The following is a 13,802-nucleotide window of genomic DNA, read 5'->3' as shown; positions in this document are numbered from 1 at the left end:
GAAGGACAGGGGGGCGGGGTCAGGTCCAGCCGAGCTCGCTGTAACGGCCGCCCTGTTGGATGCGGTCGACAGCGACCCGGGTGTAGGTGACAGTCGCCTCCGGCAGTGCGTTGATCGGCCACCATCCCCAGCTGACGCACTTGTCCTTCTCCTTCACCTCCGGCTCGCCCTGCCACCGGTGGGCGCGGAAGACCAGCTGGATACGGGGCTGGCCGCCGGGCGCATCCACGAGATGCACGGTGTGCACGAGCTCGACATCCTCGGCGCTGATCACCAGACCGGCCTCCTCCCATGCCTCCCGGACCAGACAGGCGGTGGCGGACTCCTGCTCGCAGTGCCCGGCCAGGAAGTGGTGCTGCAGCGGCGCATAGGCCGAGTCGGGGTGGCGCAGCCCGAGGAGGATCTCGCCGCCCCGTTCCAGATACAGGTGGACGCCGATCACGACCGGCACGGTCCTCGTGTCGCGACTGCGGACACGGAGCACCGGCAGCGCTTCGCCGGCGCGGGGCCGGGCACGCGGTGCGGTGCGGTGGTGGTCGAGGACGGCCGTGGTCCCCGGGTCCATGGTCAGACACGGGATCTGCGCCGGATCGGTCCAGCGCAGCATGATGCCCTCTGTGAGCGGCAGCAGCGCGGGGTCGCCGTTCCAGCGGCCGACGTACACCTGGATGCGGCTGACGGGTTTGTCATCGGCGTCGGTGTGCTCGACGACGGCGAACGGGACCAGGCCGGGGATGTCGAGGCCGGCCTCTTCGTGAAGTTCGCGGACGATCGTCTCATCCAGGCTTTCGCCAGGGTCGGGATGGCCGCCGGGCAGCGACCATTGTCCGCCGGCGGCGATGGCCTTGTTCGCGTCCCGCAGGTGGAGCAGAAAGTACCCGTCATCGTTGACGAGCAGTGCCGCCGTGGTGGTGGCGAGAGCCGGTGCGGTCACAGAAGATCCTCCATCCGTATGTCGAGCAAGGGGTCACGCCTTCGTGCAGGCCAGTCACTGGGGAAACCGAGGGCGGGGTCGGGTCGCGGGCGGGCAGGCGCGCATCCTGGTAGCGGGCGTGACGCCGCTACAGCGGGTGCGTGACGGCGGTGACCCGGCCGACGATGGTGGCGTGCTTCGTCGCCGGCCGGTCGGGGTCGGGCTGGGTGTCGTGCTCAACGGTCAGCTGGGCGCCGTTGAGCAGGGCGTGGCCGAGGCGGGGTCCGAGCATGATCTGCAGGACGTACGCCGTCCCGGATGCGTCCTCGGTGGGCGTGGGCGTGAGGAAGTGGCACGCGGCCGTTGGGAGGTCGTGCGCCGGCTCGGGCGGTTCGGTGTTGAGCGCTATCTGACACGTGCGGGGACGCTTTGGATCAAGCGTGAGATGTCCCAGCGCCGCGAGGCGCTCCAGGTGGTACTTGACGGTGGAGGTGCTGTTCACCCCGATCGCGTCGGCGATCTCGCGGTACGAGGGCGGGAATCCGCGGCGTGCGGTCGAGTCCTTGATGAAGGTGAGGACCTGCTCTTGCCGCAGCCGCAGGGGGATGTCTCTAGCTGACATGGGATGGAGTCGTCCTTGGCTGTTCGGGGTGGATGAAGCAACGGAGTTACAGCGGAATGCCGAAGTGCGGGTGCCGCCCTTGGCAGGGCGGCACCCTTGGGTTACCGGTCCTGGGAGCAGGCGAGTAGTCGGGCGAATTCGCCGCCTCCGGCGGCAAGTTCCTCGTAGCCGCCCTGTTCGGTGATGCGGCCTCCTTCCATCACGATGATCCGGTTCGCGATCTTGGTGTTGATCAGGGTGTGGGTGACCACGACGGTGATGCGTTCGCCGGCGATGGTCTTGATCTGCTGAAGGAGAGCGTGTTCGCCGCGGGGGTCCATCTGGCTGGTCGGTTCGTCCAGGATCAGCAGGTCGGGGCTGCGGTACAGGGCTCGCGCGCACGCGAGGCGCTGCCATTGCCCGCCGGACAGCTCGGTGCCACCCCACAGCTCCCTGGCCAGCAAGGTGTCCAGTCCGTGGGGTAGGTCCTCGACGACCGTGCGCAGGCCGACCGCCTCCAGGGCCTGCCAGACCAGCGCATCGTCGTGACTTCGGGGCTGTCCGAGGGTGACGTTGTCGCGGACGCTCAGGGGCCACTGCGCGAAGTGCTGCGGCACCAGCGCGGACCGCTCCCACAGCCGGTCCGGGTCAAGACCGGCGAGGCTGTGGCCGTTCCAGGAGACCTGGCCCTTGTCCGCCAGGAAGATCCCGGCAAGCAGCCGGGTCAGCGTGGACTTTCCCGAGCCGTTCTCGCCGACCACGGCGAGGATCTCCCCGCGTCGCACGGTCAGCGACACCCCGGCCACCGCCGGAGTCTCCTTGCCCGGGTAGCAGTAGACGGCCTCGTCCAGACGGATCTCCTCCACCGGCCCCGAGAGCGCCAACTCGCCGTGCCTGGGCGCTCGTTCGTCGGCGAAGGCGAGGAACGCCTCCAGGTCGGCGAGGTAGAGCGCGGTGTGGAACATCGCAGCCCCGTAGATGACCAGCTGGCTCAGGGCGGCGAGCGTGGTCTGCACGGCGACCACCGCGGTGGCGGCAATCGCCGGCGCGATGCGCCCGGTGGCGGCCAGCCACGCCAGTGCTGCCCAGGTGCCCAGGAGGAAGATGCCGCCGATGGCCGAACTGGACAGCGCGACCCTCAGCATGCGGGGAGTGACGTCCACGATCCGCTGGTCGATGCGGTCCGAGATCGCCCGGTGCCAGTACTCCAGGTAGCCGGACATGCTGTTGGCGCGGATCTCGTCGGTGTATTTCGTGCTGACGAGCCATCCCCGCATGTTCTGACGCACGTTGCGGTCGGCCACGTTGGCGTAGTGCGTCTCGTACTGCAGCCGTGCGTGCCGGATGGCGCCCACGGCGGCCGGGACGACGGCGAGCAGGAGCAGCGGCAGCATCGTCCAGTGCAGCACGGACAGCACTCCGCTCGCGCTGACCATGCGGACCACGGCGGCGGTGAACCGGGTGGCGTCCTGCACCATCACATGGCCGCGTACCACCCCCATCTCCGCTGCCTCTTGCCGGTCGGCGAAGCCGTCCTCGGCGCGCGCGGCGGCCTCAACCCGGCACACCGCCGCCACGAGCCGACTGTCCTCCGCGGTCGTCAGCCGGGGTGTGATCCGGCCGTCCGCATATGACGACAGCGCGCTTGCGATCCGCCCCACTGCTGCCGCGGCGGCGATGACCCACAGTGCGGGCAGTGCCTCGTGCAGCCGGTCGGCCACCGAACCGTCGGCCAGGATCGCGCGCATCGCCCGCGCCGTGGAGGTGAGCAGGATGACGGCGGCGGCGCCGATGGCCAGCTGGCAGCCAGCCAGCAGCAGCACGGCCCGGCGGTCGATTGCCCATGCCATCCGCGCGGTCTGCGCCAGCACCCCGGGCAGCCGCCGGCACATCGCCCCGAACGTGGCATCGGCCAGCGGGTTTTTCCCGAACCTGCCGCCGTAGCGGATCTCGGCCGGAGGCGGAGGCGGCACCCGGGACGGCCGGAGAGATGGTGCCTGGTCGGTCGCGTCGGTGCTCACGGGCACCTCCTGCGGTCCGGGACGACGCCGCACCTGCGGCCGCTACGTTGAATGAGATCACTCACGCGTGCGCCTCCTGCACCAGCCGGTCCAGGAGGCGGCGCCCATGCTCCGCCACCGCGGCATGCCCGCGTGCCGCGCCCCTGGCCAGGAACGTGGTTGCGTGCAGGGCCGTCAGGCAGACCAGTGCGTGCTTTTCCTCGTCACTAAGGCGTCGGCCGTAGCCGGCGAGGAACGCCGACTTTAGCCGCGGCTGCTCGGCCCAGGCTCCACAGGCCATCAGCGCGAAGTCCTCCACGACCGCGGCGAAGCGGGCGTACCCGAAGCCGGTCAACGCCATCGGGCGCCGTGGGCCGGCCCACATCCACTGGTCCGCCTGGGCGTTGCCGTGGATGTAGCCGAGCGGGAGCCGGTCCAGGAGCCGGAGTTCGACCGCGCGGACCATCACGAGTTTTCGCTGCTCCGCAGACAGATGTTCCCCGGCGGCCTCGACGTACTGCTCGGCGCGGTCGGCGGTCCGCCGCAGTGACGTGGACGCCTGTTGGTGCGTCGACCGGGTCAGCTTTCCGGCCTGGTGCAGCAGGGCGAGCAGGGCTCCGGCCTTGCGATAGGCCGTCTCCAGCGCGGAGTCGCTCAGTTGGAGCCGGGACAGTGCGGTGCCGGGCACGGCGGTCACGATCAGCGCAAGGTGCTGGGCCGAGGTTGCCGCCAGCCGGGGCGCTCGGCCGGCACCGAGACGCGGCACGGCATGGCGGTAGGCGAACGTGGCCCGGGTGAACGACGCGGGGCCGGCGGCGAGTTTCACGAAGAAGCGGTCCCCGCCGTCGTGACGGATCATCTCCCAAACACGGGGTGAGCAAGTGTCGGAGGCGTCGTCAACTGTGAGGGAGCCCAGTGAGGAGCGTGCCCAGTCCAGGACGGGCGCCGGAAGTGTGGTCGGCTCGGTCATGCCCCCCACCCCGGTGCGCGTCGTGACGGATCCGCCTCGGTGGCGACAGCGTCAACACGGTGCATCGCGAACACCCTGAGGGATGCCGTGTGCCGGGCAGGCTGTTCGAGCACAGGAGGGGTGGCGGCGGTGGCGGGGACGGGATTCATGACAACCTCCTGCGGTTGGTCGGATGGCATCGGTGCCTGAAGAACGTGCCTGATCAAGAAGCCGTCACGGGCGCATGGGGGCGACTTGTCGGACGAAAGTTCGAGCGCGGCGACGCTGCCCTTGGAGTCGTTGGGTGATGCGGCTGTGATCCGGCGTTCGACCCCAGGTGTAGTGCGTCATCACCTGATCGAGGGATTGCTGGTGAAGGTGAGCACGGCGATCGGCGCCTCCGCCACTGCGCGGTGGCCGGCGGTCTGCGGAGGGCAGCTGCGCGCCGCTGTGGTGCGGCGGACCGGTCTGCCGGACCGCGGCTCGCGCGCCTGGACCGCGCCGTGACCGGTCCTGCGAGCCCCTGTGGTTCGATAAGCCGTTGGATGACAGCGGAGATCAGCCGGGGCTCCTTGTCCTGCTGGGTGCTCGGTGTGCGTCGGGCGTCGTGCCCACGGGATGGGGAGTGAGGTAGCCATCGGGGTCAGGCAGCCAAGTCCCAGGCAGCAAGCGGGGCGAAGGCCCGCTGCAGCGCTTCGACGAGTTTGCTGTGGGAGAGGTCGACGACCACGGTGTGGTGATCGCTCAGATCGGTCATGTCCAGCACCGTGACCCCCACCACAGCCTGGACGGTCCATGGGTCCATGGAGCCCCGGAGGATGCGGGACACACCGCCCTGACCGACGGCGGCGAACCCCGACGTCCAAGCCAGAGCGTCATGCTGATCGAGGCGGCGCGCAGCGAACCGGGCCGGGTCGTGCATGTTGATGTCGAGCATCAGCTCGTCCAGCATTGTGCAGCTCCGCCACGTTCCGTCCGGCTGTTTCAGCGCGCGGTGGCGGCGGTGCACGAGGTCGGTGACCGTGCTCCAGTCGATCTCCGGCACCGACTCGCCCACAGGCAGCGGGTACTCGTTCGTGTCGCCGAACAGCCAGCAGGCCGCCCGAGGCCGCTCGACGCCGGTGCTGTGGTGGGCCTTGACCTTGTCCACCAGCGCCGTCAGCTCGTACCCCTCGGCCGCCCGGCCGGCAGGCGAGCAGAACGAACTGTGGAAGCTGGCCGTCACGATCGGCACGTGCGGTACGTCCGGAAGCGCCAGCTGCACGTTGGCGGGCGGTGTCCTGAACACCTTCGGGTGATGGTGCTGCACCCCACCGGGGAAGGTGGACCGCTTCACCAGGAGCCCGGTCGGGTTGCGGCCCTGGCCCATGTGAGCGCGGAACCCGCGCATCCCGAGCGTCCGCTGCAGGGCTTGCCACCGCTGGTCGGCGGCTTCTTTGACCTCGTCGTCGGCATCGGGCCTGGCCTGGGAATACGTCAGTTCTGACAGCCCTAACCAGTCGGCCTCCAGCGGAGCCAGTGTCTGCTCGTAGCTCAGGTGCCACCGGCGAGGAAGCACTCCCGGCTTCTCGTCAGGGCCACCGTCGTGCTCCACGTTCGCCAACACCAGCCGCACGATTCGTTGGCCGTAGGACGACTTCGACGGGGCATGGGAGGACGGGCGGGCGATGCGCATGCGATGTCCTTTACAAGGTGGAGGAACGGATCAGATGCCTGGTGCACGGAGCGAGCTGGCGAGAGTGAGCAGCCCTCGCGCGCGCTTCCGGGCGGGACGTGGACGTCACCAGCGGCGCTCCCGCACTGGAAGGACCCGGCGAGGACGGTGGCACAGGGCAAGTTCTTCATCCCGGCGGAGCCTGCGTGCTGTCGACCGGAGCAGCCCTGGGCCCCGGCAGCAGAACCGAAAGGGCACGTAGGACATCCACGAGATCCGCGTCCGTAGCTGGCTCAGCCCGCGAGGTCGCGTGCCACAGGTCCTCGACGGCGGCAAGGATGGCGAAGTCGCCCAGCAGCCCGCGCTCCAGCTCGTCCAGGGGACGGCCATATCCTCGGGCGAAGGCGTCCTGCAGAGCGGGCCAGGCGCTCCACAGCACCGACGGCCGGGCGAAGTCGACGACAGCGGCCATCATCTGCGAGCGGGCGAACCCGGTCAGGGCCAGGGACTGCGTCGCAGGCTGCCACCGCCAGACGCCGAATCCGAAGGATCCGTGGCAGAAGGCTCCGGGCAGTTGTGGCAGGGCCTCCCGCAGGGGCATCAGCCGGCGCCGGATGCCCTCACGGTGCCCGGCCATTTCGGGGACCTGGATCCGGTCCAGTACACGGTCGATGTAGTCGACGTAGCGCAGGGTGGTCTCGGCAGCCTGGGTCTGCCGGTCGCGGGTCCCGACCGTGCTCTCGTGCAGGACGCGCAGCATCTGCCCGGCCTGCTCGTGCACGGATTCCCTCAGGTGAAGACCCCTGTCCGGGGCGTGGTCCACCCGCTCGCCACGTGGCTCCCGTGTCAGCAGCGCCCGCAGTCTGGCATCGAAGCCGACGAGGCGTGGCGCTCGCCCGGCGCCCAGTCGGCCGACGGCATGCCGGTGCGCGGAGACCTCGCGCTGGAGGTCGCCGTGAGTTCGGGGAACTCGTAGCTCGATGATCCCCTCTGGCGAGGACATGCGCCAAGAACGGGCTCCGGAACCGTCGTTGGGCAGCGACCACGTCGGATGACGTCCGACATGGTTGGTGACCCAGGTGGCCAACTCCGCAGGGATCGGGGCCATGTCTCCTCGTGCTCGGGCATGTGGTGTCCTGCTGTGGCCTGACCCGACCGGGGCGGATACCGGGACGGTCTCGGCATCGATGCCGGGGCTCTGGAGCGCGGAGTCCGTCAACGGCTGCGGAGGTGCTCCATGGAGCAGTGCGTCTGTGCCCGTCCAAGTGACGTGGAACGGAGGAAGCTCGGACAGCGGCTGGCGGGGAAAGCGCGGCGAGACGGCGTGGCAGGTCACTGCCTCCACCAGCACGGCGTGAGCGGCGAGCTGGCACCGATTGTCGGCGCCGAACGCGAAGGCGAGCCGCGCGATCGCCTTGTGCACAGAGTGGACGCCGCAGTGGAAGCGGGCTGCGATACGGGACTCGCTCACCCCGGCCGCTACGAGATCGAGGACGTCCTGGTCGTCCTCGTCCACGTGGGGACGGCTGCCTGGCAGGCTGGGGAGGTGGTCGCGGGTGACCAGACCGTACACAGCGCCGAGGGCGGCGAGATGGACCCTGTTGTTCGCATCGAGTACGCGACGCAGCTGTCGCGTACTCGCGTCGGTCTTCGGCACAGTGCTGAAGGTGTCCGCAGCGATGTCGGCGCGGCGCCGCCCGGCCGCGATCAGACGCAGGATCGTCAGATCCGCCTCTTCCAGGAGAACCGGCGCGGCGCCGACGGGCGGTGCTTCGGTCGTGGCTTCGGTCGCATCAGCAGACGGGGTGTTGACGTTTTCGCAGATTAGAGTCATGAGGTTCGCTGTCGGGCACTCTCGGTACGGAAAGAAGGCACGTGCGGTGAGGGAAGCCGGCCCGCCCGCGGCGCAGGCGCGGACGGAACGGCGCTACTGGGCCGGGCGGAAGAGCGAGGTCTTCGCCGCGAGCCGCTCGGACCACTGCACGGGCGGGGGGCCGAATTCGGTTTCGGCCAGACGCTGCCGCTGGACCTCACCGGTCCCGGCGGGCGCGTTCATATGCTGGAGATCCCGCCACAACCGCTGCAGCGGATAGTCACCGCGCAGGGCGTGGGCGCCGTGCAGACGCATGGCAGCTTGACCGGATGCGACCGCCCATTCGTCGTTCAGGAGCTTGGAGTTGATGAGTTCGGCATCGCACGACTGACCCTGGTCCAGCATGACGGTGGCCTGGTGGGCGAGGGCGCGCGCAGCCATCAGCCGGGACTTCATATCGGCGACCGGGACACGGAGGACGGGAAGATCTGACAGGGTGCCGCCGTAGCGCTCGCGCTCGCTGAGGAAGGTCGTCGTGCACGCCAGGGTCGCTTCGTGGATACCGAGAGCCACCGCGGCGAGGTTGGGGCGGCCGTAGAGGATGCTGCTGCTGTAGGCGATGTCCTTGCCGTCGCCTACTTCGCCGATCACGTTGGCCTCGGGTATTCGCACGCCGTCGAAGGTGAGCTGGCCGAAGCTGAAGCCGTGCAGGCCGAGGGCGGGTCGGTGGCGTTCGACGGTCAGGCCCTTGCGGTCCTTTTCGACGAGGAAGGCGGTCAGGGAGCGGGAGCCGGCCTCGTCGGCGGGGGCGGTGCGGGCCACGACGCAGTGGACGTCCGCGATGTGGCTGTTGCCGATGTGGACCTTGCTGCCGTCGATGATCCAGTCGCTGCCGTCGCGGCGGGCGGTGGTCTCCATGCCGAGGACATGGCTGCCTGCTTTGTCCTCGGTTACCGCGATCGACAACAGCGTGTCTCCGGAGGCGATCTGGGGCAGCAGCAGGGCTTTCTGCTCGTCGCTGCCGAAGTGGATGATCATCGATACGGGCAGCTGGCTGGCCTGCAAGAGAGCTCCGGCCGCGCCGGAAGCGCGCGCCGTGCTCTGGATCATGAGGGTCTTGGCAAGGTGGCCGGCGTGCATGCCGCCGTACTGGCGGGGGATCGTGACGCCGAACCAGCCCCGTTCCGCCATGAGCCGGGGCAGCTCGTGTTCAACGGTGTGCGGGGAGGACTCCATGTGCTGGACTCGGGGGGCGACTTCCTCAGCGGCGAACTCGTCGAAGTCCTGGACCAGAGCGTCGTAGTCGGGTGTGAGGTCTGCAGTCGTGGACGACATCGTGGGCATCGTTGTCTCCCCCTCGGGGTGGTGGTCGCGGGTGGTGCGGCCGGGCGCGCGGGTGCTGCTAGTGCGGTGAGGTCCGCAGGGCGAGGTCGTCCATGAGGAGGCCCCCGTACTGGCCCATGAGTTGCCAGTGCTGCCGGGAGGTGGAGCGATCATGAGGTTCCGGGCCGATGAGGCAGATCGTGCCCCGCACCTGGTTGGTGTGCTGGTCGATGAGGGGGGCGCCGGCGTACCAACGGACACCGAACTCATCGATGACCGGGTTGGAGGCGAAGTCGGCGTAGGCGAGGGTGTCGTGCAGGACGAAGGGCTGCCTCAGCGTGGCGACGTGCGGGCAGAAGCCGTGGGTGTAGGGCATGCTGCGGCCCAGCAGGGGCAGGTCGCTTCCGGTCGGGTTGGCCACGCCCACGAACACCTGCTCATGTGGACCGAACCAGTTGACGATGCCGTACGGGGCACCCGCCGCATCCGCCAGCATCCTGGCGAAGGCGTCGAAGGCGCCCATGGGTGGGGAGGCCGGGTCGAAACGGTCCGGCAACTGTGCCTGCCAGTCCTGAACGTGGCCCTGATCGAGCAGAGATGAGGGCTGACCGGCCGTGAGACCGGGTGCGTTGTTCACAGCGGGGCTCCTTGGAGTTGGTTCCGGTGAGCGTGCGTGCCGGCGAGTGCGTATTTGATGACGTGGCGCAGCACGCTGACCACGGAAGGGGTATGGCGGGCGTCGCAGAGCAACACCGGAATCTCGTCGGGGAGTTCGAGGGCGTCCCGGACCTCTTCCGGGGCGTAGCGGTGGGCCCCGTCGAATTCGTTGACCGCGACCATGAAGGGCGTGGCGCGTGTCTCGAAGTAGTCGACCGCAGGCCAGCAGTCCTGGAGCCTGCGAGTGTCGGCGAGAACGACCGCGGCGGTGGCTCCCCGGCTCAGCTCGTCCCACATGAAGAAGAAGCGGTCCTGACCGGGAGTGCCGAACAGCATCAGGACCACGTGGGCCGGCGAGACGAACGTACGGCGACCGAAGTCCATGGCCACGGTGGTGCCCGTCTTGCCGGACAGGAGGGATACGTCGTCGACGCCCTCGGACGCCGTCGTCATCAGCGCCTCGGTGCGCAACGGTGCGATCTCCGAGATGGCTCCGATGAACGTTGTCTTGCCGACGCCGAACCCTCCAGCCACGACGATCTTCAACGTAGCGGGAGCCGCGCTAGCGTGCGGCGGCAGGCTCGACGGGGAGATTACGGAGTCCCTCAAGGACGGCCTCCATGACTGAGGTGGCGGCCGGGGCACTGGAGCCCGACACCACACGTGTAAGCGCACCGGCATCGATGAGCTGAGACAGGATGACTTTGGTGATCTGAAGAGGGATCTCGATCAGGGCGGCGATCTCGGCCACCGAGGTCGGCTGCCCTCGACACACCTCGATGGCGCGCTGGGTCTCCGGCCCGAGCGTGATGACCGACCCGACGTCCTCGGCCACCAGCATCGTCTGAACCTCCAGCCGATGAGTGGGGACGCTCTGGCCGCCGGTCAGGACGTACAGACCGGGAACCTCAGCGTCCTCACTGGTCCACGCCGGACCGTTGAAATCCGTCATCTCACTGGCCGGCACCGGCAAAGGCTCCGCTGCCACGGGCCGGGGTACTCAGGCGTTCCCCCAACCGCCGGATGGTCTGCACCATTTCGTAGGCGACCGAGCCCTCGTCCGCCTCCGACGTGATCCAGACCCCCAGCACAGCCTCGACGCGGGAAGGGTCGCTGTCCGGGCTCAGCGACACCTCCGCCGGCACGCCGCGCCCGGCACGCATCACGATCAAGGAGAAGGTCCTGTGCTTCAACAGGACCTGCTCCAGATCCCGCCCTGTGCTGCCGTCGAGTTCGGCCACACCGTGGGCCACGCCGTGCATCCCGGAGATCACCGCGGCAACCCGGTCGGCCTTGGTCTCTGCAGTCTTCTGGTCGTCGTCCAGGCCCGCGTAGGCCATCATCAGGCCGTCCTGCGATGCCAGGACGACCCCGACCACATGGGGCAGAGTGATCAGGGGCTCGAACAGCCAGCCCAGGGCCTGGCCTTGCCGACCCGTGTGCGTCCCATCAGCCATCGAAATCTCCGAATCTCCGTACTGGGTACGGTCGGTGCCCCCGGAATACCGGGCGCGGTGCGTAAGGAATCGAGGCAGCGGGTCACTGGCCCGCCGGCCCGTTCGGCGCTCCTGGAGCGTGCGGAGACGGCACGTCGATCTGCCAGTCCTCCTCCGCCTGTCGGGTCGCGCCGGTGATGTTGGAAACGAAGTCCGCCTGAGGCGGGGCAGGCGGTGCCGCGGCTGTCTCGTCGGCCCCGCCGCCGTGACGTGACGGCTGCTGCGTGGGACGTCTCGGAAGAACGGGCCGCGCGTCAGGCGAAGTGCCGAGAACAGCTGCGGGCCTGCGGGCAGCCGGGATCGGGGCCCGCCCTGACCCCGCCGGAGTGGGGCTCCCCGTCGCCCCGCCCCTCGGCCGCGGACCGCTCACGGCTTGCGGCACGGGGCTGCGATGGACAGCGGCGCGGGCGGACGGCCCCGGGACGCCGGCAGCCCTACGCTCAGGTCCCGCACTGTGGGGCAGCTTCTTGTCTTCCGGCTGCTCCAGCAGGTTGTGCGGTATGACGACGAGCGCGGTCGTACCACCGGTGATGTTCCTGCTGAGCTGGACTCGGATGTTGTACCGGCGGGCGAGTCGGGCAACCACCAGCAGCCCGACCCGACGCTGCCGCAACCGCTCGGCGAGGTCCGACGCCTGCGGGTCGGCCAGCAAGCGGTTGGACTCGTGCAACACCGCGTCGGTCAGACCCCAGCCCCGGTCCTCGATCTCCACGGCCAGCCCCGCGGCCACCGGCTGCACCCGCATGAACACCTTCGTCTCCGGCGCCGAGCACGCCGTCGCGTTCTCGGTGAGCTCGGACAGAATGTGGATCACGTCGGGACCGGCGACGCCAGGAACCTGCCACGTCACGCCCGGCAGCGGGATACGCACGCGCGCATATCTCTCGATCTCTCCGGCCGCCCCGCGCAACACATCGAGCACCGGAACCGCGCGGGTGACCGTCCGCGACTGCGCGCCGCCCAGTACCGCCAGACGGCTCCCGGACCGGCGGATGCGCCGGAGCAGATTGGCCAGATCGAACAGGGTGTGCAGCTCGTCGGGATCCGACACCTTCTCCGTGCGTTCCGTGACAACGCTCAGGGCACGCACGACCAGGTTCTGCAAGCCGCCCGCAAGATAGACAAGCGTCGATGCCAGCTCGCCCTGCTTCCGGCCCACCAAGGCCACCCAGGCCGCTTCGTGTGCCCCGATCAGCGCAGCCTCCAGCTCGTGCCACGGATCGTCCGGCACCTGGGCGGCCTTGGCCGGCCCGAGATCGGGGGAGGAGGGCGGCTCGCCACGATCGAGCTGCTCGAGCAACACGGTGATGCTCTTGTGGCCTTCCTCGGCGAGGGCCATGTACCGCTGAAGCCAACTGTGCACTCTGTCGTGGTACGTGCTGCGCTGCCGCTCCAGCTCAGTCGCCATCCTCATGCCCCAGCGATCGATCACGACGATCGCTCCACCGCAGCCCAGCACGGCTGCCGGAACCAACCAGGCTGCCGGAACGCCTCCGTGAGCGTGCGCCGTCCAGGCCGAGCACACCACCACGGCTGAGAGAAGGGGCCCAAGCGCCATCAGCCGCAGACGAAGCCTCAACCCCTTCTCCGTGGCGAGGGGCGCAACGCCACGCGCGCGCCGTCGCTGACTGCGACGGTGGCCATTTGGGCGCGAGCATGACAGATCAGACATTGGTGACCTCGTGGGACCTGGTCCTGACAGGAGAGAGGGAACGGCTGGCAAAGATCGGGTGAGCAGCACGGCGCGGCGCGCGGGAACCATCGATCGCACGCGGGGAGTTGGGCAGGAATGGCCGCCGGAACGCGGGCACCAGGCCACAGCCGACGGGGGAAGCGGCATATGGTCCGGGCCCGCATGAGTGCCCCGACGGCCGGTCTATAGGCGGATCTCGCTGATCATCTCGGCCGCATTCTGTACAGCGCGGCTGATGGACGGGGCGAACGAGCTGTCGTGGAGGTAGAACCCGAGGAGTATGGCCGCTACTGCGTGGCCGGCCGTGAGACCGCCTTTGCGGATCAGCAGCCACACCACGACGGCCAGCAAAATAACCAGAGAGACAGTAATGCTCACGGAATTGGGTTTCTGCAGGGTGAATGCATCCGGGGCGACTCGCGTTGCCAATGGCGTCGGCCGCAATGACCTGAGTGGTAGCGGGACTTGAAGTGTCAGCGTGCCTGAAGGGCGGCCTGGCGACCGCATTGGCGCGGGCGCGGCCGAGGCGGGCCGTCATACCGGCTAAGGCGGGAAACAGGGCGGGCATGATGTCCTCCGGGGGCGCAGACTTGTCGTCTCGCGTCATGTCCGTGACGCCCGCGGGTGACCGTTTCCGGCCTTCGTTGATTTTACAGGTAGACCAGGGAAGTAATGCATGTTCTCAGGTCAGAACTCTGTGAAA

15 protein-coding genes are annotated in these 13,802 nt (G+C 69.0%); 2 read left to right on the top strand and 13 right to left on the bottom strand.

What is annotated here, in order from left to right:
- Positions 1-19: 19 nt before the first annotated feature.
- The 4 genes from ACIHIX_RS18350 to ACIHIX_RS18335 all read right to left on the bottom strand — a co-directional run bounded on the left by ACIHIX_RS18350 (position 20) and on the right by ACIHIX_RS18335 (position 4,373).
- The gene (locus tag ACIHIX_RS18350; protein WP_399956762.1) at positions 20-934 is read right to left on the bottom strand and encodes an NUDIX domain-containing protein; all 915 of its coding nucleotides are present in this window, start codon (positions 932-934) and stop codon (positions 20-22) included.
- A gap of 127 nt (positions 935-1,061) precedes the next feature.
- Positions 1,062-1,535: a LexA family protein gene (locus tag ACIHIX_RS18345; RefSeq protein WP_399956759.1), complete on the bottom strand. Its 474-nt coding sequence runs from the start codon at positions 1,533-1,535 to the stop codon at positions 1,062-1,064.
- A 101-nt stretch (positions 1,536-1,636) separates the two neighbouring features.
- The gene (locus ACIHIX_RS18340; RefSeq protein WP_399956756.1) at positions 1,637-3,535 is read right to left on the bottom strand and encodes an ATP-binding cassette domain-containing protein; all 1,899 of its coding nucleotides are present in this window, start codon (positions 3,533-3,535) and stop codon (positions 1,637-1,639) included.
- Positions 3,536-3,596: 61 nt separating this feature from the next.
- The gene (locus ACIHIX_RS18335) at positions 3,597-4,373 is read right to left on the bottom strand and encodes a phosphotransferase (RefSeq protein WP_399956753.1); all 777 of its coding nucleotides are present in this window, start codon (positions 4,371-4,373) and stop codon (positions 3,597-3,599) included.
- Positions 4,374-4,835: 462 nt separating this feature from the next.
- Here ACIHIX_RS18335 and ACIHIX_RS18330 point away from each other — a divergent pair, with 462 nt between their 5' ends.
- A complete protein-coding gene (locus ACIHIX_RS18330; protein WP_399956750.1) occupies positions 4,836-4,970 on the top strand; it encodes a hypothetical protein in 135 nt (44 codons plus the stop codon).
- Between the two features lie 136 nt (positions 4,971-5,106).
- On the opposite strand, the gene ACIHIX_RS18325 is transcribed toward ACIHIX_RS18330, so the two are convergent.
- Positions 5,107-6,138: an endonuclease/exonuclease/phosphatase family protein gene (locus ACIHIX_RS18325; protein ID WP_399956747.1), complete on the bottom strand. Its 1,032-nt coding sequence runs from the start codon at positions 6,136-6,138 to the stop codon at positions 5,107-5,109.
- Between the two features lie 166 nt (positions 6,139-6,304).
- Positions 6,305-7,225: a hypothetical protein gene (locus ACIHIX_RS18320; protein WP_399956744.1), complete on the bottom strand. Its 921-nt coding sequence runs from the start codon at positions 7,223-7,225 to the stop codon at positions 6,305-6,307.
- Positions 7,226-7,471: 246 nt separating this feature from the next.
- Here ACIHIX_RS18320 and ACIHIX_RS18315 point away from each other — a divergent pair, with 246 nt between their 5' ends.
- The gene (locus ACIHIX_RS18315; RefSeq protein ID WP_399956741.1) at positions 7,472-7,945 is read left to right on the top strand and encodes a hypothetical protein; all 474 of its coding nucleotides are present in this window, start codon (positions 7,472-7,474) and stop codon (positions 7,943-7,945) included.
- A gap of 99 nt (positions 7,946-8,044) precedes the next feature.
- Here the strand turns inward: ACIHIX_RS18315 and ACIHIX_RS18310 are convergent, their stop codons facing one another.
- The 7 genes from ACIHIX_RS18310 to ACIHIX_RS18280 all read right to left on the bottom strand — a co-directional run bounded on the left by ACIHIX_RS18310 (position 8,045) and on the right by ACIHIX_RS18280 (position 13,477).
- On the bottom strand, positions 8,045-9,265 hold the full coding sequence (locus ACIHIX_RS18310) for an acyl-CoA dehydrogenase family protein (RefSeq protein WP_399956738.1): 1,221 nt from the start codon (positions 9,263-9,265) through the stop codon (positions 8,045-8,047).
- 67 nt (positions 9,266-9,332) lie between these two features.
- Entirely contained in the window at positions 9,333-9,890 is a 558-nt protein-coding gene (locus ACIHIX_RS18305; protein WP_399956735.1) for a GAF domain-containing protein, read from the bottom strand.
- A complete protein-coding gene (locus ACIHIX_RS18300; RefSeq protein ID WP_399956732.1) occupies positions 9,887-10,591 on the bottom strand; it encodes a GTP-binding protein in 705 nt (234 codons plus the stop codon). The genes ACIHIX_RS18305 and ACIHIX_RS18300 overlap by 4 nt, the downstream gene beginning before the upstream one ends.
- Positions 10,473-10,877, bottom strand: coding sequence for a DUF742 domain-containing protein (locus ACIHIX_RS18295; protein ID WP_399956729.1), 405 nt, complete (start codon positions 10,875-10,877; stop codon positions 10,473-10,475). Before ACIHIX_RS18295 ends, ACIHIX_RS18300 begins: the two co-directional genes overlap by 119 nt.
- Positions 10,864-11,367 (bottom strand): roadblock/LC7 domain-containing protein, encoded by a 504-nt coding sequence (locus ACIHIX_RS18290; protein ID WP_399956727.1) that lies wholly within the window; start codon positions 11,365-11,367, stop codon positions 10,864-10,866. Before ACIHIX_RS18290 ends, ACIHIX_RS18295 begins: the two co-directional genes overlap by 14 nt.
- Before the next feature lie 82 nt (positions 11,368-11,449).
- The gene (locus ACIHIX_RS18285) at positions 11,450-12,838 is read right to left on the bottom strand and encodes an ATP-binding protein (RefSeq protein ID WP_399956724.1); all 1,389 of its coding nucleotides are present in this window, start codon (positions 12,836-12,838) and stop codon (positions 11,450-11,452) included.
- 444 nt (positions 12,839-13,282) lie between these two features.
- Positions 13,283-13,477 carry a hypothetical protein gene (locus ACIHIX_RS18280; protein ID WP_399956722.1) on the bottom strand — a complete coding sequence of 65 codons (195 nt, stop codon included), beginning with the start codon at positions 13,475-13,477 and terminating at the stop codon, positions 13,283-13,285.
- Positions 13,478-13,802 lie beyond the last annotated feature (325 nt).

This window comes from Streptomyces sp. NPDC051913 (assembly GCF_044593635.1).
Lineage (GTDB): Bacteria > Actinomycetota > Actinomycetes > Streptomycetales > Streptomycetaceae > Streptomyces.
The sequence above is the reverse complement of the archived record's forward strand: the minus strand, read 5'-3'. Positions and strand labels throughout refer to the sequence as shown.